The organism is Streptomyces sp. NPDC039736 (assembly GCF_055596485.1).
Map to the genome: position 1 here is coordinate 556,380 of NZ_JBVIUQ010000005.1, position 18,245 is coordinate 574,624.

Genomic DNA, 18,245 nt, shown 5'->3' on the forward strand with positions numbered 1-18,245 from the left:
CCGTCGCCCGGCGCGCACGGATGCACGGGGGGGTTACGGGTGATGGGGCAGCGCATCGGAGTCGTACGGGCGGCCCTCGTCGCGGGAGCGGCGGTGCTGGCCCTGCTCCTGCTGCTGGCCATGTGCGGCGGCCAGGGCAAGGGGAGGGACGGGGAGGGGGCCGGGGGCGACGGCGCGCGGAAGGCCGGGGGCACGGCGTCCGCCGGCCCGCGGGGCACGGCGCCGGCGGCCCCGCCGCGCCTCGCCGTGCCGGCCGCGTACGACACCGGGCGCGGCTGGCGGATCACCGGGGGCTCGGACCAGTACGCGATCGCGCAGGAACCGGCGCTGGTCGCGCACGTCGAACGCTCGGGTGCGGAGAACTTCCTCGTCCGCGCCTACGACGCCCGCACCGGCCGGCAGGCCTGGGCGGGCAGACCGTGGCGGCCGCTGTCCGGCTCCGCCCACTTCCCCCGGCTGCTCTCCCTCCAGGACGGCGACGACCGCTTCTTCGTCACCTGGTCGTACGGCAAGGTCAGCGGCCCCGACGCGCTGTCGACCGGGGACTCGGTGGTCGCCCTGGACGTGTACGACGCCAGGGACGGCGCCCAGCGCCACGTCGACCTGCCCTGGCAGGGCGTCCCGGTGGTCTCGGCCACCGGCCCGGACGTCCTGGTCACGGACGGCGCGGCCACCGCCACCACGGTCGACCCGAGGACCGGCCGCGCCTCGGCGCTGACCCCCGGGGACCTCGCGCCGCCGAAGGACTGCAAGAACTGCCGGTCGAAGACGGAGGTGCGCGGCCTCACCGCGAAGGGCCTGCTGGTCAGCGGCAGCACGGAGTTCTGGGTCCGGGGCGGCTGGTACAGCGCGAAGGTCGCCCCCCGGGACACGGCTCCCGCCTCGGGCGTCCCGACCTCCCTCACCGCGTCCGGCCAGGTGCTGGCCAAGTGGCAGAAGAAGAAGCGGGACGGCTGGGAGCGGTGGGCGGTGCACGACGCGGCGACCGGCAAGGTCCTCGCCACGGCCGACTGCCGCAGACCCGCCATCGAACCGGGCGCCCACCCGCAGGCGGTGACCTCGCCGTCCGGCGACTACCTGGTCGCCGGCAACCTCGCCTTCGACCTGCGCCAACCGGCCCCGAAGGGCGCCAGGACGGGGCACTGCCTCCAGGAGCGCGAGGGCGTCAAGCCGGTCACCCTCGTCTCGGTCACCGACGACGGCACGGCCTACGGAACCACCGGGGCGTCCGCCGCGGGCGGCACCCCGGTCCAGCTCCCGCTCGCCACGGCGATGCCCGCCGCCCTCCCGGACACCACGCTGCTCCCGCTGGCGGAGGTGGCGAACATCGCCCTGTTCCGCACCACCGACCGCCAGGACCGCCCCCAGCTCTTCGGCCACCCCCGCCGCTGACCCCGTACGGGCGGAACACCTGCGCGAACCCTGGCGTCCGCCGCGCAACTCCTCCACTCTGAACGGATGTTGCTGCCCCGCGCACACGAGCAGACCGAGCTGGTCGAAGTCGTCCGCATCACCCCGGACGCGAACGACCCGCTCCCCAAGACGATGGCCGGCGAGGAGACCGCCCTCTGGGAGGCTCCAGAGGCGCAGTCCGCCTTCGCCCTGATCGCCGCCCTCCCGGCCGGCCGGCCCGGCCAGACCTTCCTGCCCGGCTGGGGCCTGCGGGCCCACGGCCCCAAGGGCGTCCTCTTCGAGATCGCCTTCTCCTACGACTGCCACGCGGCCCGCGTCTGGGGTCCCTCGGTCCCCCACAAGCAGGAGGGCGTCTACCCCTTCGACCCCGCCAGCCCCCAGGCCGTCGAGCTGCTGCGCATGCTGCGGGGGGACTCCTAGGCGGCGGGGCGCCCCCGGGAAGGCGAAAGGCGCCGGGGGCCCGCAGCAGGCGGGACCCCGGCGCCGTACGGGCGAATGCCCGACGTCCGCTAGACGTCCGCCGAACGCCGCCACGGCCGGCACAGGCCGAGGAAGAGCACCGCCGCCAGCACCGCGCACGCGACCTGCACGACGGCCATCGGCACCGCCGTGTCCTCGCCCGCGATGCCCACGAGCGGCGACGCCACGGCGCCGATGAGGAAGGACGTCGTACCGAGCAGCGCCGAGGCCGACCCCGCCGCGTGCGGGGTGCGCATCAGGGCCTGGGTGTTGGTGCTCGGCATGATGAGCCCCATCGCCGACATCAGCACGAAGAGCCCGGCCGCGACCGGCCACAGCCCGACCTTTCCGAACACCCCGGACGTCATGAGCAGCAACGCCGCCGACGCCGCCAGGACGACGGCCAGCCCCGCCGCGAGCACCTTGTCCAGCCGGACCCGTCCGACCAGCAGCTTCCCGTTGATCTGACCCACGACGATCAGGCCCACGGAGTTCACGCCGAAGAGCAGGCTGAACGTCTGCGGGGACGCCCCGTAGATCTCCTGCACCACGAAGGGGGAGGCGGAGATGTAGGCGAACAGCACCGCGAAGGCGAGGCCGCCGGTCAGCATGTACCCGGTGAAGATCCGGTCCGCGAGCAGCCCCTTCATGGTCCGCAGCGCCGCGCCGACGCCGCCGGTGTGCCTGCGCTCCGGCGGCAGCGTCTCGTGCAGCCACTTCCAGACCACCAGGGTCAGCGCCACGCCGACACCGGTCAGGACGTAGAAGACGCCCCGCCAGTCGGTGATCCGGAGCACCTGTCCGCCGATCACGGGCGCGATCACCGGGGCCACTCCGGAGATCAGCATCAGCGTGGCGAAGAACCTCGCCATCTCGACGCCGTCGTACAGGTCCCGGACGACGGCCCGGGCGATGACGATGCCCGCCGCGCCGGCCAGCCCCTGGAGCAGCCGGAAGGCGACCAGCATCTCCACGTTCGGCGCGACCGCGCACATGGCGGTGGCGAGGACGTACACGAGCATGCCGATGAGCAGCGGACGCCGCCGGCCCAGCTTGTCGCTGAGCGGTCCGACGACGAGCTGCCCGAGCGCCATGCCCGCGAGGCACGCGGTGAGCGTGAGCTGCACGGTCGCCGCCGGCGACTTCAGGGCGTCGGTGACCTCCGGCAGAGCGGGGAGGTACATGTCCATGGACAGCGGCGGCAGCGCGGTGAGCCCGCCGAGCACGAGCGTGACGAGCAGGCTGGTCCGCCGGACACCGGCGGACCCGGACCCGGCCCTGGACGCCGAGGCAGACGCGGAGGGGGAGGCGGACGCGGAGGCGGACTCGGTCGCCGCGGGCACGGAGACGCCGGCGGAACCAGGAACCCCTGCTCCCGCGGTGGCCGCGGTGGCCGACTCGACCGCCGCGCGCACCTCCGCGCCCGCCGAGGGTATGTGGTCCGCTCCCGCTGCTCCCGCAGCCCTGGCGCCGTTGTCCGGCATCATCACTCCCATTTCGTTGAATCGCGACCTATCCTCTCAGCTCGTCCGAACTGTTCGGAACAAGCTCTCGTCGCCGGGGAGAAGCCCGCGACGGAACGAGGGGCGGCAGCAATGCAGACGACGGACGCACCCGTCCGCTGGGGAATCCTCGCCACCGGGGGCATCGCCTCGGCGTTCGCGGCGGAACTGGCGGGGATGCCGGACGCGGAGGTCGCCGCGGTGGCCTCGCGCACCACGGACCGCGCGAAGACCTTCGCCGACCGCTTCGACATCCCCAGGGCGTACGGAAGCTGGGCCGAGCTCGCCGCCGACGACGCGGTCGACGTCGTCTACGTGGCCGCCCCGCACGCCGCGCACCGGGCGGCGGCCGGGATGTGCCTGGCGGCGGGCCGCGCCGTCCTGTGCGAGAAGGCCTTCACCCTCAACGCCGCCGAGGCGGCCGAGCTGGTCGCCCTCGCCCGCACCCACGACCGCTTCCTGATGGAGGCGATGTGGATGTACTGCAATCCCCTGGTCCGGCGGCTGGCGGACCTCGTCCGCGACGGCGCGATCGGCGAGGTCCGCACGGTGCAGGCGGACTTCGGCCTCCCCGGCCCGTTCGCCCCCGGCCACCGCCTGCTGGACCCCGCGCAGGGCGGCGGCGCCCTGCTCGACCTGGGCGTCTACCCGGTGTCCTTCGCCCACCTGCTGCTGGGCGAGCCCGGCACCGTACAGGCGCAGGCGCTCCTGTCCCCCGAGGGCGTCGACCTGAACACCGGCATCCTGCTCGGCTGGCCCGACCGGGGTGCGCTCGCCACCCTGACCTGCTCGGTGACGGCGGGCACCGCGGTGGCCGCGTCCGTCACCGGCACCGAGGGCCGCATCGACGTGCCGCACGGCTTCTTCTCCCCGGAGCGCTTCGTCCTGCACCGGTACGGCAAGGACCCCGAGGAGTTCGCCGCCTCCCCCGACGCCCCGCACGACAGCCTGCGCCACGAGGCAGCGGAGGTGATGCGCTGCCTGCGCGCGGGCGCGAAGGAGTCCCCGCTGGTCCCGCTGGACGGAAGCCTGGCGGTGATGCGGACGCTCGACGCGGTACGGGACCGGATCGGCGTCCGCTACCCGGGCGAGGCCCGGCCCGGCTCCCGCCCCGCCCACCACATGACGGACAACTGAGCCGACGGGCGGCGGGGCTGGCTACCCTCCCTGCCCATGAGCACTCAGAAGATCGCGGTGGTGACAGGAGCGGGTTCCGGCATCGGGCGGGCGGTGGCGGTGGAGCTGGCGGCGTCCGGCTGGTCGGTCGCCCTCGCGGGCCGCCGCGCGCAGCCCCTCGCGGAGACGGCGGAGCTGGCGGGCGGCGACACGCTTCCCGTTCCGACGGACGTGTCCGACCCCGCCTCCGTCACCGCCCTCTTCGCCGCGGTGCAGGACCGCTACGGCCGCCTGGACCTGCTCTTCAACAACGCGGGCACGTTCGGCCCGGGCGGCACCCCGACCGAGGAGCTAACGCACGCCGACTGGCAGTCGGTGGTGAACGTGAACATTACCGGCGCCTTCCTCTGCGCCCAGGCGGCCTACCGCAGGATGAAGTCCCAGTCCCCGCAGGGCGGCCGCATCATCAACAACGGTTCGATCTCCGCCCACGCCCCCCGCCCGCACTCGATCGCGTACACGACCACCAAGCACGCGATGACCGGCCTGACCAAGTCCCTCTCCCTGGACGGCCGTCCGTACGGCATCGCGGTGGGCCAGATCGACATCGGCAACGCGGCCACCGACATGACGGCACGCATGCGCACCGGCATCCTCCAGGCCAACGGAGAGCTGGCCGTGGAGCCGGTGATGGACGTGCGGGACGTCGCCCGCACGGTCCGTCACATGGCGGACCTCCCGCCGGCCGCCAACATCCCCTTCGCCACGGTGATGGCGACGAACATGCCGTACGTGGGCCGCGGCTGACGCGTGCCGGGGCCGCGGGCGCCTCCCCCGGTGTCCGCGCCCCCCGCCCCGGCGCTACCGTGTCCGGTCCCCCGGGCACGGTCGTCGCCCGCTCAGACGCTCTCGACGAGCAGCAGGCTGTTGCCGTCCGGGTCGCGCACCGCGAACATCGGCGGCACCCCCGGCCCCATCCGCAGCACCTCCGCGTCCGTGTCGACCCCCCGCGCCCGCAGGTCCGCGTGGTCGGCGTCGGCGTCCCCGGTCGCCAGCCGGATGCCGGCCGGGGCCCCGCCGGCCACGAGCGCGATCGTGGTCGACGCCCCGGGCGGCGCCACCTCGACCCACCGCCCGTCGCCGAACGGCACGTCCCGGCGCACCTCGAAGCCGAGTTCGCCGACGTAGAAATCCAGGGCCCTCTGCTGGTCGGTGACGCGCACCCCGACCGTGGCCACCTGTGTGATGCGACTGGTCCCGCTCATCCCGTGCCTCCGCTTCCGTTGGTCTTCAGCACCTAGGACCACGCCGGACCCGGAAACTCATCGCCCCCACGGGACCCGGCACCGGCCCCGACCGACCACCGGACCAGAAAAATGGCCCCGGCCAGGAGAAATCCCCTGGCCGGGGCCACAACAGCAGACGAGCCGGCCTGTACGCCGGGTTCTGTCGCCCGGTCGCCTCGCGGCGGCCGGGGAGACGGCCATCCATCTAGGACCGGCGTTGCCGCCGGCCTCGTGCGGTCTACCCGCGGACATCGGGCGAGCAGCCCTCGAACGTCCGCGCAGGACCGTCGTCGACGGTCCCTCTTGACCTTGCTCCGGGTGGGGTTTACCTAGCCGCCTGAGTCACCTCAGGCGCTGGTGGTCTCTTACACCACCGTTTCACCCTTACCGAGGGCCTCGCGGCCCCAGGCGGTCTGCTTTCTGTGGCACTGTCCCGCGGGTCACCCCGGGTGGCCGTTAGCCACCACCCTGCTCTGTGGAGCCCGGACGTTCCTCGGGAGGTCCCCGGAGGGGCCCCACGCGGCCGTCCGGCCGACTCGTCTGCCGTGCCGACCATGCTACCCGGCGGCCGGATCGCCCTTGACCTTGCCGCAGCGTCAAGGTTTCTACTGGTGCCATGAGCAACGGGAGCGGTGGCGGCGGCAGGGGCATGCGGATCGGCGAGGTCGCCTCGCTGGTCGGGCTCACGCCGCGCGCGGTACGGCACTACCACCACGTCGGGCTGCTGCCCGAACCCGTACGGCGTCCGAACGGCTACCGCGAGTACGCCCTGCGGGACGCCGTCGTGCTGGCCCGGATCAGGCGGCTCACCGAGCTGGGGCTGGGACTGGACGAGGTACGGGACGTGGTGCGGGACGACGCGGGGCGCGAACTGGCCGAGGTGCTGGGCGAGCTGGACGCCGACCTGGCCCGCCAGGAGGCGCAGGTCAGGGCCCGGCGGGAGCGGATCGGGGCGCTGCTCGCGCAGGCGGAGGCCGGGGAGCTGGCGGCGGAGGAGCCGGTGTCGCGGGAGCTGGGCGAGCTGCTGAAGGAGCTGCCGGTCGTCCCGGGCGGCATGGCGGCCAGGGACCGCGAGATCCTCACGCTCCTGGAGACCGTCGCGCCCGACGAGGCCCGGGGGCCGTTGCTGGGCGCGATGCGGGACGCGTTCGTGGCGACGCCGGGGGCGGCGGAGCGGGTGCGGGAGGTGTACGCGCTGCTGGACGAACTGGTGGACGCGGCGGTCGACGACCCCCGGGTGGCGGCGGCCGCCGAGGCGCTGGCCGCGTGCATTCCGGACGGGCTGTGGGAGCCGGGGGAGGTGCCGGGCGAGAACGCCGCCCTCCTCCAGACCTTCTTCGCGGACTTCGCCCCGGCGCAGGCGCAGGCCGTGCTGCGGGCCGTGCGGATTGTCGGAGAGCGGGAGGGATCGTCGTGAAGAAGCTGGTCAGAGGGGTCGCGTACGCGGCGCTTCCCGGGGAGCTGGCGCTGCTGGTCTGTCTGCTGGCAGGGGTGCGGGTGTCCCCGTACGTGCTGCTCGCGGCCGAGCTGGTGGTGGCGGCCGTGGTCCTGGCGGAGGTCTTCCTCTTCGTACGGCTGCGCAGGCGGGGTCTGTCGGCGCGCGAGGCGGTGGCGGAGCTGGTGCCGGAGCCGGTGCGGCGGCTCGTGGGGCACGAGCTGCGGCTGTGGGTGTCGCTCGGCCGGTGGGCGGCGCGGCGGCGGCACGGGGTGGGGCCGGGGGAGCTCGCCTTCGGCCACGCGAAGGCGCAGGCTGCTCTGCTCTACGGGTTCACCTTCGTGTGCGTGGTGGAGACGGTGGGGCTGCACGTCCTGCTGGCCGGGGTGCCGGTGGTGCAGGCGGTCTTCCTGGTGCTGGACGTCTACACGGTCGTCCTGGTGCTCGGTCTGCACGCCGCCGCCGTCACCCGCCCGCACGTCGTGGGCCCCGACGGGTCGCTGCGCGTACGGTCCGGTGCGCACGTGGACCTGGCGATCCCGGCCGGGCGGATCGACTCCGTACGGTACGACCTGCGGCTGAACCCGGGACAGGCCGGGCCGGACGTGCTGGAGCTGGCCGTCGCGTCGCAGACCTCGGTGACGGTGGCGCTGAACGCGCCGGTGGAGGCGGTGTCGCTGCTCGGCAGGCGGCGGCCGGTGACGACGGTGCGCTTCCACGCCGACGACGCGCGGGCCCTGGTGGCGGCGGTGGCCGCCGTCAGGCGGGCTGGAACAGCACCTTCGCCGAGCCCGGGTCTGCCTGCGTCAGCCTGACCCGGATGCGCTCGCCGAGCGGCAGGCCGGCGCCGCCCTCGACCCGGGCGACGACGGCGAGGCCGCCGCCGTCCAACTGGACGGTGCCGACGCCCGGTTCGTTCTCCTTCACATCCACGACGTGCGCGTCGAAGAGCTCCCCGACGCGGTCCTTGAGCAGCGCGGCTTCCACGATGTCGACGCTCTCCCGCTCGACGGTGTTCTGCCGCCGGGTCCCCTCCGCCATCTCCTGGGGCAGCTCGGGCAGGGCGGCCGACACCCACTCGGGAGGCTCGGCCCCCCGCACGGCGGCCAGGCACAGCTCGCCCGCGTACCGGTCCACGAGACGGCGCAGCGGCGCGGTGCAGTGGGTGTACGGAGCGGCCACGGCGGCGTGCGTGGCCCGCTCCGGCCGCCGGCCGCCGGTGAACACGGTGTACCCGGCCCCCCGCAGCAGGGTCGTGCACTCCTGGAGGAAGGCGGCGTGGGCGGGGTCGGCCGGATCGAGACCGCGGACCACGTCGGCGTACGGGGTGTGGTGCGGCCAGTCGACGCGCAGGGCGAGCGCGGTGCGCCTCAGGCGGGCGACGGCGCCGTCGGGGGCGGCGGGGAGGGTGCGCAGGACGCCGTTGCCCGCCGCCAGCATCAGCTCGGCGGCGGCCATGCCGGTGAGCAGGGAGATCTGGGCGTTCCAGCCGTCGGCGGGCAGCGGAGTGCGGTAGGCGAGCCGGTACGCGCCGTCGACGAGGTCGATCTCCTGCTCGGGGACGTCGAGGGAGATGCCGCCGCGGGCCCGCTCCTGTTCCTCCCGGAGCCGTCCGACGTCACGGAGGAGGGCGAGTGCCTCCTCGGCCGTGCCGCTGTCGATCCGCCGCTGGACGTGTGCGTAGTCCAGCTTGGCGCGGCTGCGGACGAGGGCGCGGCGCACGTCGGCGGCGACCGTCGCGCCGTCGGCGTCGAGGTCGATCCGCCACAGCAGGGCGGGGCAGGTCTGGTCGGGCAGGAGGCTGGCGGCCCCCTCGGAGAGGACCCGCGGGTGCAGCGGAACCTTCTCGTCGGGGAAGTAGAGGGTGGTCACCCGGCGGTGGGCCTCGGCGTCGAGCGCGCCGCCGGGGGCGACGAACGCGGCCACGTCCGCGATCGCGTAGTGCACGCGGAACCCGCCGCCGTCCCTCCTGGCCAGGTGCATGGCCTGGTCGAGGTCGGTGGAGGCGGCCGGGTCGATGGTGAACAGGGGCAGGTCGGTGGCGTCGTACGGGTCCGGGGGCAGGGCGGGCGCGCGGGCGGCCCGCTCGGCCTCGGCGAGGACGTCGGCGGGGAATTCCGCCGGGTCCAGGGGTACGCCCAGACCCGCCCTCACCTCGCGGAAGGCGGCACGGAGGGGGGCGGCTTCGGCGGTGCCGGGCACGTGCAGTTGGCGGCGGGGCATGGATCGAGGGTAGGGCGGGGGCGGGGGGACGGCACCTGGGCGGACGACGGGCCACGGGCCGCTGGGGCGCGGTGCGGGGTGGAGGACGGCGGCCGGTGCCGGGCGCGGGCCGCTGGGCGCAGGGCGGATAGGCGTCGGCGGCCGGTGCCGGGCGCGGGGCACCGGGGCGCGGGGCGGTTCGTCGTCGGCCGGGGTCGGGGCCGGGGTGGGATTTTCCCCCGCCCGCCCCTTCCCGTGACCCCGCGGGGCTGTGAGGGGGATCGTGCGGGTGCGTCGCGGCTGGTCGCGCCCGCGTGGCGGAGCCGTACACCGACACGGCCCCGCGCCCCTGACGGGGCGCGGACGTCGCCTTCGTACCGCACCGCCCCCCGCCCGGCCGGGCCGTGGGCCCGGACCCACTACCGTTGACGGGCTCGCGCCGCATCACCCGACACCCCCTCCGAAGGAGACCCCGTGCTCGTCCTCCTCCCGCCCTCCGAAGGCAAAGCCGCCTCGGGACGCGGTGCCCCGCTCCGGCCCGGCACGCTGTCGCTTCCCGGCCTGGCCCCGGCCAGGGCCACTGTGCTGGAGGAGCTCGTCGAGCTGTGCCGGGGCGACGAGGAGAAGGCCCGCGAGGTCCTCGGCCTCAGTGAGGGCCTGCGCGGCGAGGTCGCCAAGAACGCCGAGCTGCCCACCGCCGGCGCCCGCCCGGCCGGGGAGATCTACACCGGCGTGCTGTACGACGCCCTCGGGCTGGCCACCCTGGACGCCGCCGCCCGCGAGCGGGCCCGGCAGTGGCTGCTGGTGTTCTCGGGGCTGTGGGGCGCGGTCGGCGTCGGCGACCGCATCCCCTCCTACCGCTGCTCCATGGGGGTCAGGCTCCCCGCCCTCGGGGCGCTGGGCGCGTACTGGCGGCCCGCGATGGCCGAGGTGATGCCGGAGGCGGCGGGCAGCGGCCTGGTCCTGGACCTGCGCTCGTCCGCGTACGCCGCCGCGTGGAAGCCGCAGGGCGAGGTGGCGGGCCGCACCGCGACCGTGCGCGTCCTGCACGCGCAGGTGGTCGACGGCGTCGAGAAGCGCTCCGTCGTCAGCCACTTCAACAAGGCCACGAAGGGCCGGATCGTGCGGGACCTGCTCGTGGCGGGCGCCGCCCCCGCGGACCCCGCCGAACTGGTGACGGCCCTGCGTGACCTCGGCCACGTCGTCGAGGCGACGGCCCCCGCGAAGGCCGGGAAGCCGTGGGCCCTGGACGTGGCGGTCCGCCAGATCCACTGAAGGCAAGGACAAAGGGGGGTCGGACCCTTCGGAGCACAGGGTCGATGCGCGTAGAGTAGACAGGTTGCAATACGCCAGAAACATTCCGACCCCCTTCCGGAGAACCCCGTGCCCAGCTCTTTGCGCGACATCCTGACCTCCGTTTCGCAGGGGCAGTACCCGGCTCCCGACGGCCGGACCGTCGTGGTCCCCCAGCCGAGCCCCCGCGACGCGGGCGTGCTCGCCTTCACCGCGCACTCGGTGATCTTCTCGGACCAGGACCCGGAGTGGATACGCGAGACCCTGGAGCAGTCCTGCCCCGACCCCTTCTCGGCGTCCCTGCACCCGGCGTTCCTGGCCGCGCTGATGGCGCGGACGGGCCGCCGGATGGACACGGTGGGCTCGCTGACGCTGGCCCCCGCCCTGCCGGGCCCGCCCCCGCTGGAGCTGACGGAGATCGAGGACCCGGACCACCCCCGCGTCGCCCGCGCCCGCGCCTACCGCGACGACGTGCGGGTCTGGTCCGCCGACGGCGGCGGCATCCTGGTGCTCGGCCGGGGCCTGGCCGGGCGCTGGGAGACGGCGATCGAGGTGGACGAGGAGTCCCGGCACCGGGGCCTGGGCCGGGCGCTGGCGGAGTCGGCGCGGCACATGATCCCGCTGGGCGAGGTCGTCTGGTCCCAGCAGGCGCCGGGCAACGCCCGCAGCGTGCGCGCCTTCCAGGCGGCGGGCTACCGCCCGGTGGGCGCGGAGGCCCTGCTCATCGCCGCCTAGCGCGCGGCGACGTACCGGCATTGCACCCTCCGCAACGACCGTTGCACACTTCACCCCACCCCCGGCAGGATGCCCCCATGGCCTCCTCCGTGCTCGATCTCGCCCCCGTCGTTCCCGTCGTCGTCCTGGACGACGCGTCCGACGCCGTTCCGCTCGCCCGTGCCCTCGTCGCCGGGGGGCTGCCCGCCATCGAGGTCACCCTGCGCACGCCCGCCGCGCTCGACGCGATACGGGCGATCGCCGACGGGGTGCCGGACGCCGTGGTCGGGGCCGGGACCGTGCTGAGCCCCGCCCACGTGGCCGATTCCGTCGCGGCCGGGGCCCGGTTCCTGGTCAGCCCGGGGTGGACGGACACGCTCCTGGAGGCCATGCGGGGGGCCGGGCTGCCGTTCCTTCCCGGTGTCTCCACCACCTCCGAGGTCGTGGCCCTCCTCGAACGCGGCGTCACCGAGATGAAGTTCTTCCCGGCCGAGGCCGCCGGCGGCGTCCCGTACCTGAAGTCGCTCTCCGCGCCCCTCCCCCGGGCCCGGTTCTGCCCGACCGGCGGGATCTCCCCGGCCTCCGCCCCCGCCTACCTCGCCCTGCCCAACGTCGGCTGCGTGGGCGGGACGTGGATGCTTCCGGCCGACGCGCTCCGGGACGGGGACTGGGGCCGGGTCGAGGCCCTCGCCCGCGAGGCGGCCGCCCTCCGCTGAGCACGGAGGGGCCCCCGGCGCTCACCGCGCCGGGGGCCCCTCCGTGCGTACGGATCAGCGCAGGTGCGAGGTGTCGTTCAGCAGCCGCACGGACGCGTTGCCGTCCGCGTAGTACGCCACCGCCGACAGCGAGGCCGCCGAGAGCTCCATCCTGAAGAGGGACTCCGGGGGCGCGCCCAGCGCCAGGCGGACCAGGGTCTTGACCGGGGTGACGTGGGTGACCACGAGGACCGTGCGGCCCGCGTACTCCTTGACCAGCCGGTCGCGGGCCGCCCCGACCCGCTCGGCCACGGCCGTGAAGCTCTCGCCGCCGCCGGTCGGCGCGGCGTCCGGGGACGCCAGCCAGTCGTCCAGGTCCTCCGCGTACCGCTGCCTGACCTCGGCGAACGTCAGGCCCTCCCAGGCGCCGAAGTCCGTCTCGCGCAGGTCCTTCTCGACGCGTACGGGAAGGCCCAGCCGGACGGCCACCGCCTCCGCCGTCTCGCGGCAGCGGGACAGCGGGGAGCTGACGACCGCCTGGATCCGGCCGTGCGCGGCCAGCGAGGCGGCGACCGCCTCCGCCTGCCTGCGGCCGACCGCCGACAGCTCGGGGTCGGAGCCGCCGCTGCCGGAGAAGCGCTTCTCGGGGGTGAGCAGCGTCTCGCCGTGGCGGAGCAGGACGAGGGTCGCGGGCTCGCCGAGGTCGGCGGAGGGGCCCCAGCCGACGGCGGGGGCCTGCGCCTCCACGGCTTCCTCGGGGACTTCGCCCGGCAGCTCGAACAGGCCGTCGGACGGGCCGTCGGAGGCGGGCCTGCGGGCGCCCGCGAGGGCCGCCCGCGCCTTCGCCGCACCGGCGGCGGCGTCGCCGGCCACGCGCGGCCCGGCGGGCGCGTCCAGGGCGGCGGTGGAGGCCGACGGCTCCCACTGCTTGCCCTTCTTGCCCGCGTCCATGGCCTCGTTGGCCAGCCGGTCCGCGTGCTTGTTCTTCTCGCGCGGGATCCACTCGTACCGGACCTGCGAGCGCGGCAGGATCGCCGCGGCCTCGGCGGCCAGCGGCTTCATGTCCGGGTGCTTGATCTTCCAGCGGCCCGACATCTGCTCGACGACGAGCTTGGAGTCCATGCGGACGTGCACCCGGACGTCCGGGAAGAGGTCCCGGGCGGCCTTGAGCCCCGCGATCAGGCCCTTGTACTCGGCGACGTTGTTGGTGGCGACGCCGATGTACTCGGCGGCCTCGGCCAGCGTCTCGCCGGTCTGCGGGTCGAGGACGACCGCGCCGTACCCGGCGGGCCCCGGATTGCCCCGGGAGCCCCCGTCGGCCTCGACGACGACAGTGCGCGCCATCGGCCCTAGATCCCCGAGTCCGGCGTACGGACCAGGATGCGGCGGCAGTTCTCGCAGCGCAGCACCGCGTCGGGGGCCGCGGCGCGGACCTCCATGACCTCGGTGATGTTCAGCTCCAACTGGCAGCCCTCGCAGCGCCGCTGGTAGAGGCGGGCCGCGCCGACGCCGCCGGACTGGGTGCGCAGCTTCTCGTACAGCTTGACCAGGTCGGCGGGGATGGACGCGACGACGACCTCGCGCTCCTTGGCGACCTTGGCGACCTCGCCGTCGATCTCAGTGAAGGCGGCCTCGCAGCGCGCGGTGGCGTCGTCGACCTTGCCCTGCACGGCGCCCACGCGCTCGGTCAGCTCGGCGGCGCGCTCCTGCGCGGACTCCCGGCGCTCCATGACCTCCAGGACGACGTCCTCCAGGTCGCCCTGGCGCTTGGCCAGCGAGACGATCTCCTTCTGGAGGTTCTCCAGGTCCTTGGGCGAGGAGACCGCGCCGGAGTCCAGGCGCTCCTGGTTGCGGGTGGCGCGCTGACGGACCTGGTCGACGTCCTGCTCGGCCTTGGTCTGCTCGCGGGCGGTGTCGCTCTCCTCGGTGGTGGCGGCCACCAGCAGGTCGCGGAGCTGGGTGAGGTCCTTGGTGAGGGACTCGATCTCGGCGTGCTCGGGCAGCGACTTGCGCTTGTGGGCGAGCTGCGACAGCCGTACGTCGAGGGCCTGGACGTCGAGAAGTCGGATCTGGTCGGCGGGCGCGGCGTTCAGTTGGGGGCTCCAGGAGAAGAGAAGTGGGATGTCCAGGGGTCGGTGACCGTCGTGGAGACGTGCACCCGCAGGTGCCATCCCGCACGGTCGGAGATCGCTTCGAGCTGTGCGGCGGCCTGCTCGCACCAGGGCCACTCGGTGGCCCAGTGCGCGGCGTCGAACAGCGCGGGGGTCGCGGCCGTCCCGCGTGCTTCGGAGACGGGGTGGTGGCGCAGGTCGGCGGTCAGGAACGCGTCCACGCCCGCCGCCCTGACCTGCGCGAAGAGGCTGTCGCCCGAACCGCCGGAAACGGCGACCGTGCGGACCGTGGCGTCCGGGTCGCCCGCGCAGCGGATGCCCTGCGCGGTGGCGGGCAGCGACTTCGCGGCGTGCGCGGCGAACTCGCGCACGGTCATCGGGCGGTCCAGTTCGCAGAGCCGGCCCAGGCCGCGGCGCCCGTGCGGATCGTCCCGGTCCGGTACGAGGGGGCCGGTGACCCGCAGGTCGAGGGCGGCGGCGAGGGCGTCCGACACGCCGGGGTCGGCGGTGTCGGCGTTGGTGTGCGCGACGTGCAGGGCGATGTCGTTCCTGATGAGCGTGTGCACCACGCGGCCCTTGAAGTGGCCGGCGGCGACCGTCGTCGTACCGCGCAGATAGAGCGGGTGGTGGGTGACGACCAGGTCCGCGCCGATGCGCAGGGCCTCGTCGGCGATCTCCTGGACGGGGTCGACGGCGAACAGGACCCGGTTCACCTCGGTGTCGGGATCGCCACAGACCGTGCCGACGGCGTCCCAGCTCTCGGCCCGCTCGGGGGGCCAGAGGGCGTCGAGCGCGGCGATGACTTCAGACAGACGGGGCACGCCACAAGGCTACCTGCCGTACGTGCCCCGTCCGCCGGGCGTCCGGTTCTCCCCCGCCGGGAGCACACCGCTCCGGGGGATACCGGTCGAACGACCGGACGGCCACCCGTATGTGTGAAGAGAGGTGACTCGTGTTGTCCGGTGGGAAATCCGAAAACTAGCGTCGCCGACGGAGCCCGCCGAAGACCGCGGCGGGGACGGAGGAGACGGAGCCCATGACAGCGTTGGCCATCGAGACCGCCGCCCGGGGCGGCGCGGCGCACCGCGGCGGGTTCGTGATCGCCGCGGACGGTTCGTACGCCGCACGGCTGGCCGGGGGCGGGGACGCCTGGTTCCCGGAGCGCTGGACGCTGGACGGCCCCGAGCCGTACGCGGTGCCGCTGCCCGCCGACCAGCCGGAGGAGCCGGGCACGGAGGTGCTGCCGCTGGCGGACGGGCGGGTGCTCATCCACCGGGAGGCGGCCGGGCGGCACGTCTTCTCCCTGCTGTACCCGACGGGCCCGCGGACCGGTGAGTTGGCCCTGGGGGCGGTGGAGTGCGGGGGCCCGCTGCGGCTGCTGCCGCCCGCCCCCGGCGGTGCTCGCGCGTACGCGCTGGCGGTCGGGCCGCAGTCGACGGCCCTCTGGCTGGTGGCGGGCGGGGCCTTCGGGCCCGAGCACGTGGCCGAGGTGCCGGGGCGGTGCTCGGGCGGGGTGTGGCTGGACGGCACCGGACGGATGCTCGCCCTGGACCGGGAGTCGCCGGGCGGGGTGGTGAAGGCGGTCGCGGTGGACCTGGAGCGGGGCGGCGAGGCCACCCCCCTCCTGCAGATCGCCGAGCACAGCAATGACCGGGTGCTGCTGGCCGACGCCGACAGCGGGCTGATCGTCGTCCGCTCCGACGCGCCGGGCGAGGACCGGCTGGGGTGGGGGGTGCTGGGGAGCACCCGGCCGGTGCGCTTCCCGGAGTGCCTGCGGCTGGACGGCTGCGTGCTGACGCCGTTCGCCGCGCAGCCGGGGCAGGTGCTGATGCCGGAGGCGTGCGCGGTGGCGGTACGGATCGACCGCGCGCCGGGACCGGCGGGGCCGGCGCCGGGGAGCTGGGTGGGGGTGTGGCGGCCCGCGGGCCGCAGACTCCATCAACTCGCCCCGCCCGCCGGGTGGCTGGCCGGGGCCGGGCTGTGGACCCGGGAGGGGGTGCTGCGGCTGCCGTTCACCACGGGGGCGGTGCCGTGCGGGGTGGCGGGGGTCGTGGTGCCGGTGGAGGAACCGGCGGCGGAGCCGGTGGCGCGGGGCGCGGCGGAGGGGGGCACCGGGGCGGAGGGAGGTGCCGGGGCGGAGGGCGCGGCGTCGTGGAGGCCGGTGCCGTTGCAGCAGGCTTCGCTGGCCGGGCGGATGCACCGGGTGGGGGTGCGGGAGAAGCGGGAGGCTCCGGCGGGCGGGGTGGCGGCGGAGGCCGTGGCGGAGCCGGCTGCCGTCGAGGACGCCGTGCCGTCGGTGCTGGGGCCGATCACGCGGGTGGTGCGTCCCCTGGGCGCGCCCGGCGCGGCCCCGGGGGCCGAGGCGGTCCATCCACTGGCCGTGCGGACGGCGGTGCCGGCGTCCGTGCACGCGGCGGCGCCCGCGATGGTGCGGACGGCGACGCCGGTACGGGTGCCGGTGGCGGTGGCGGCACCGCTGATCTCGGTGCCGGGCGGAGGGCCGGTCAGCCCCCTGGGCGGGGCGCCGGGGAAGGATTAGAGTCGCGGGCCCGGGGCAGGCGCTGGCTCTGTGTACGTGTCAGCGACGTAGTGACGGGGTGACTTCCCATAATGCCCATGACCATGGCTGAAGCCCAGACCGAGACGACCACGGCGCCCGCGCAGGGGGCCGGCAGGCACCGGGGCGGGCCGGCGCGGTACGAGGACCCGTCCGTCGCGGCGCGGGGCCGCCACCGGCGCGACCCGGCGGGGCAGCAGGGCTGACGGGGTCCGGCGGACCCGCCGGCGACGCGCCCGGTGCCGGGGGCTGCGACGGACGTCTGTTCCGTGCCGCACCCGGCACCTCGGTCGCCTGCGGCGGCGCCCCGGCCCCGCCCCTTCAGGTGAAGGCTCCGCCCTTCACCTGAAGCGCTCGGCCGCGCGGCTCGTGGCGGGCCGCCCGTGCGGTCCCCCGCACCCCTTCCAAGGACGGGCAGGGCGAAAACGCACCCCGGCCCCGGGCGCCCACACCCCGCCGGTGCCGCGCGGCAACAGCCGACCGGCGGTCCCGGGGCGCCTCGGGGCCGCCCCCTCATCCCCGCTTCAGCCCCAGCACCTCCGCCGCCCCGAACGTCTCCCCCTCCGGCCTCCCCGCGAAGTACCCCGACAGCGCCTCGTCCAGTTCCTCGTACGAGAACACCCCCTTCGCCGTGTCGAACTTCGCCGCCACCCTCGGCCGCTCCACCACCGCCACCATCCCCCCGTGCACCACGAGCACCTGCCCGTTCACCCGCCCCGCCGCGGGCGACGCCAGGTAGCCCACCAGCGGTGCCACGTGCTCCGGTGCGAGGGAGTCGAGTTCCCCGGGCGCCGCCGCCTCCCCGAAGCCCGCGAACACGTCCTCCGTCATCCGGGTCCGCGCCCGCGGGCAGATCGCGTTGGCCGTCACCCCGTACTTCCGCAGCGCCAGCGCCGTCGACGTGGTCAGCCCGACCACGCCTCCCTTCGCCGCCGCGTAGTTCGGCTGGCCCGCCGAACCGGCGAGGAAGGCCTCCGAGGACGTGTTGACGATCCGCCCGTACACCGGGCCGCCCGCCGCCTTCGACCGCTCCCGCCAGTGGACGGACGCGAAGTGCGTGGTGTTGAAGTGGCCCTTGAGGTGGACGCGGATCACCGAGTCCCACTCCTCCTCGCTCATCGAGAAGACCATCCGGTCCCGGAGGATGCCCGCGTTGTTGACCAGGACGTCCAGCTTCCCGAACTCCCGGACCGCCAACTCCACCAGCCCGCGCGCCTGTTCGTGGTCCGCGACGTCCCCGAGGTGCGCGACGGCCCGGCCGCCCGCCGCCCGGATCTCCGCCGCGACCTCCTGCGCCGGACCGGCGGACGCGGCGCCCGAGCCGTCCCTGCCCGGCTGCCCGAAGTCGTTGACGACGACGCCCGCGCCCAGCCGGGCGAGTTCGACGGCCTCGGCCCGGCCGAGGCCCCGGCCCGCACCGGTGACGATCGCGGACAGCCCTTCGAGGGGCAGTGACATCCCG

At 75.2% G+C, this 18,245-nt stretch carries 17 protein-coding genes, 1 other RNA gene and 1 pseudogene; 11 read left to right on the forward strand and 8 right to left on the reverse strand.

Annotated elements, in window-relative coordinates; translation table 11 throughout:
• Positions 1–42: 42 nt before the first annotated feature.
• Both ACZ56L_RS19120 and ACZ56L_RS19125 read left to right on the forward strand, forming a co-directional pair.
• Positions 43–1,392, forward strand: a complete 1,350-nt coding sequence (locus ACZ56L_RS19120; protein WP_471065130.1) for a hypothetical protein — start codon at positions 43–45, stop codon at positions 1,390–1,392.
• A 66-nt stretch (positions 1,393–1,458) separates the two neighbouring features.
• The gene (locus ACZ56L_RS19125; protein ID WP_345223439.1) at positions 1,459–1,833 is read left to right on the forward strand and encodes a hypothetical protein; all 375 of its coding nucleotides are present in this window, start codon (positions 1,459–1,461) and stop codon (positions 1,831–1,833) included.
• 89 nt (positions 1,834–1,922) lie between these two features.
• Here ACZ56L_RS19125 and ACZ56L_RS19130 read toward each other — a convergent pair whose 3' ends face one another.
• Complete coding sequence (locus ACZ56L_RS19130; RefSeq protein ID WP_471065133.1) at positions 1,923–3,356, reverse strand: Bcr/CflA family multidrug efflux MFS transporter; 1,434 nt, start codon at positions 3,354–3,356, stop codon at positions 1,923–1,925.
• A gap of 111 nt (positions 3,357–3,467) precedes the next feature.
• On the opposite strand from ACZ56L_RS19130, the gene ACZ56L_RS19135 reads away from it, so the two are divergent.
• Positions 3,468–4,511, forward strand: coding sequence for a Gfo/Idh/MocA family protein (locus ACZ56L_RS19135; protein WP_471065135.1), 1,044 nt, complete (start codon positions 3,468–3,470; stop codon positions 4,509–4,511).
• A 36-nt stretch (positions 4,512–4,547) separates the two neighbouring features.
• The gene (locus tag ACZ56L_RS19140; RefSeq protein WP_471065137.1) at positions 4,548–5,297 is read left to right on the forward strand and encodes an SDR family oxidoreductase; all 750 of its coding nucleotides are present in this window, start codon (positions 4,548–4,550) and stop codon (positions 5,295–5,297) included.
• A gap of 92 nt (positions 5,298–5,389) precedes the next feature.
• On the opposite strand, the gene ACZ56L_RS19145 is transcribed toward ACZ56L_RS19140, so the two are convergent.
• On the reverse strand, positions 5,390–5,755 hold the full coding sequence (locus ACZ56L_RS19145) for a VOC family protein (RefSeq protein WP_345223431.1): 366 nt from the start codon (positions 5,753–5,755) through the stop codon (positions 5,390–5,392).
• A 154-nt stretch (positions 5,756–5,909) separates the two neighbouring features.
• Positions 5,910–6,315: RNase P RNA component class A (gene rnpB, locus ACZ56L_RS19150), an RNA gene on the reverse strand.
• Between the two features lie 110 nt (positions 6,316–6,425).
• Between rnpB and ACZ56L_RS19155 the strand changes: the two genes are divergently transcribed.
• Positions 6,426–7,193 (forward strand): MerR family transcriptional regulator, encoded by a 768-nt coding sequence (locus ACZ56L_RS19155; protein ID WP_468688528.1) that lies wholly within the window; start codon positions 6,426–6,428, stop codon positions 7,191–7,193.
• Positions 7,190–8,026 (forward strand): hypothetical protein, encoded by an 837-nt coding sequence (locus ACZ56L_RS19160; protein ID WP_345223429.1) that lies wholly within the window; start codon positions 7,190–7,192, stop codon positions 8,024–8,026. The genes ACZ56L_RS19155 and ACZ56L_RS19160 overlap by 4 nt, the downstream gene beginning before the upstream one ends.
• On the opposite strand, the gene ACZ56L_RS19165 is transcribed toward ACZ56L_RS19160, so the two are convergent.
• A complete protein-coding gene (locus tag ACZ56L_RS19165; protein ID WP_471065139.1) occupies positions 7,971–9,434 on the reverse strand; it encodes an RNB domain-containing ribonuclease in 1,464 nt (487 codons plus the stop codon). The two genes, ACZ56L_RS19160 and ACZ56L_RS19165, sit on opposite strands and share 56 nt — an antisense overlap.
• Before the next feature lie 453 nt (positions 9,435–9,887).
• On the opposite strand from ACZ56L_RS19165, the gene yaaA reads away from it, so the two are divergent.
• From yaaA to eda, 3 genes are all read left to right on the forward strand, one after another.
• Positions 9,888–10,688, forward strand: a complete 801-nt coding sequence (yaaA, locus tag ACZ56L_RS19170; protein WP_471065141.1) for a peroxide stress protein YaaA — start codon at positions 9,888–9,890, stop codon at positions 10,686–10,688.
• Between the two features lie 108 nt (positions 10,689–10,796).
• Complete coding sequence (locus ACZ56L_RS19175) at positions 10,797–11,441, forward strand: GNAT family N-acetyltransferase (protein WP_345223423.1); 645 nt, start codon at positions 10,797–10,799, stop codon at positions 11,439–11,441.
• 77 nt (positions 11,442–11,518) lie between these two features.
• The gene (gene eda / locus ACZ56L_RS19180) at positions 11,519–12,136 is read left to right on the forward strand and encodes a bifunctional 4-hydroxy-2-oxoglutarate aldolase/2-dehydro-3-deoxy-phosphogluconate aldolase (protein ID WP_401757350.1); all 618 of its coding nucleotides are present in this window, start codon (positions 11,519–11,521) and stop codon (positions 12,134–12,136) included.
• Positions 12,137–12,190: 54 nt separating this feature from the next.
• Here the strand turns inward: eda and ACZ56L_RS19185 are convergent, their stop codons facing one another.
• The 3 genes from ACZ56L_RS19185 to ACZ56L_RS19195 are packed head-to-tail and all read right to left on the reverse strand — an operon-like array spanning position 12,191 to position 15,047.
• Positions 12,191–13,459 (reverse strand): bifunctional RNase H/acid phosphatase, encoded by a 1,269-nt coding sequence (locus ACZ56L_RS19185; RefSeq protein WP_401757348.1) that lies wholly within the window; start codon positions 13,457–13,459, stop codon positions 12,191–12,193.
• A 5-nt stretch (positions 13,460–13,464) separates the two neighbouring features.
• Positions 13,465–14,208 carry a zinc ribbon domain-containing protein gene (locus ACZ56L_RS19190; protein WP_471065234.1) on the reverse strand — a complete coding sequence of 248 codons (744 nt, stop codon included), beginning with the start codon at positions 14,206–14,208 and terminating at the stop codon, positions 13,465–13,467.
• Complete coding sequence (locus ACZ56L_RS19195) at positions 14,205–15,047, reverse strand: Nif3-like dinuclear metal center hexameric protein (RefSeq protein WP_401757346.1); 843 nt, start codon at positions 15,045–15,047, stop codon at positions 14,205–14,207. Before ACZ56L_RS19195 ends, ACZ56L_RS19190 begins: the two co-directional genes overlap by 4 nt.
• Positions 15,048–15,262: 215 nt before the next feature.
• Here ACZ56L_RS19195 and ACZ56L_RS19200 point away from each other — a divergent pair.
• Positions 15,263–16,423, forward strand: a pseudogene (locus ACZ56L_RS19200) (hypothetical protein); the annotation flags it as partial.
• A 419-nt stretch (positions 16,424–16,842) separates the two neighbouring features.
• On the forward strand, positions 16,843–16,989 hold the full coding sequence (locus ACZ56L_RS19205; RefSeq protein WP_468688457.1) for a hypothetical protein: 147 nt from the start codon (positions 16,843–16,845) through the stop codon (positions 16,987–16,989).
• A gap of 307 nt (positions 16,990–17,296) precedes the next feature.
• On the opposite strand, the gene ACZ56L_RS19210 is transcribed toward ACZ56L_RS19205, so the two are convergent.
• Positions 17,297–18,241 carry a 3-oxoacyl-ACP reductase gene (locus ACZ56L_RS19210; protein ID WP_468688455.1) on the reverse strand — a complete coding sequence of 315 codons (945 nt, stop codon included), beginning with the start codon at positions 18,239–18,241 and terminating at the stop codon, positions 17,297–17,299.
• Positions 18,242–18,245: the final 4 nt, after the last annotated feature.

What these genes read in the sequence shown, in the direction of transcription:
- ACZ56L_RS19120 (WP_471065130.1), top strand. Translation starts at nt 43, where the DNA reads ATGGGGCAGCGCATCGGAGTCGTACGGGCGGCCCTCGTCGCGGGAGCG.
- ACZ56L_RS19205 (WP_468688457.1), top strand. Translation starts at nt 16,843, where the DNA reads ATGACCATGGCTGAAGCCCAGACCGAGACGACCACGGCGCCCGCGCAG.
- ACZ56L_RS19125 (WP_345223439.1), top strand. Translation starts at nt 1,459, where the DNA reads ATGTTGCTGCCCCGCGCACACGAGCAGACCGAGCTGGTCGAAGTCGTC.
- ACZ56L_RS19130 (WP_471065133.1), bottom strand. Translation starts at nt 3,356, where the DNA reads ATGCCGGACAACGGCGCCAGGGCTGCGGGAGCAGCGGGAGCGGACCAC.
- ACZ56L_RS19135 (WP_471065135.1), top strand. Translation starts at nt 3,468, where the DNA reads ATGCAGACGACGGACGCACCCGTCCGCTGGGGAATCCTCGCCACCGGG.
- ACZ56L_RS19185 (WP_401757348.1), bottom strand. Translation starts at nt 13,459, where the DNA reads ATGGCGCGCACTGTCGTCGTCGAGGCCGACGGGGGCTCCCGGGGCAAT.
- ACZ56L_RS19145 (WP_345223431.1), bottom strand. Translation starts at nt 5,755, where the DNA reads ATGAGCGGGACCAGTCGCATCACACAGGTGGCCACGGTCGGGGTGCGC.
- ACZ56L_RS19210 (WP_468688455.1), bottom strand. Translation starts at nt 18,241, where the DNA reads ATGTCACTGCCCCTCGAAGGGCTGTCCGCGATCGTCACCGGTGCGGGC.
- ACZ56L_RS19165 (WP_471065139.1), bottom strand. Translation starts at nt 9,434, where the DNA reads ATGCCCCGCCGCCAACTGCACGTGCCCGGCACCGCCGAAGCCGCCCCC.
- ACZ56L_RS19140 (WP_471065137.1), top strand. Translation starts at nt 4,548, where the DNA reads ATGAGCACTCAGAAGATCGCGGTGGTGACAGGAGCGGGTTCCGGCATC.
- eda (WP_401757350.1), top strand. Translation starts at nt 11,519, where the DNA reads ATGGCCTCCTCCGTGCTCGATCTCGCCCCCGTCGTTCCCGTCGTCGTC.
- ACZ56L_RS19155 (WP_468688528.1), top strand. Translation starts at nt 6,426, where the DNA reads ATGCGGATCGGCGAGGTCGCCTCGCTGGTCGGGCTCACGCCGCGCGCG.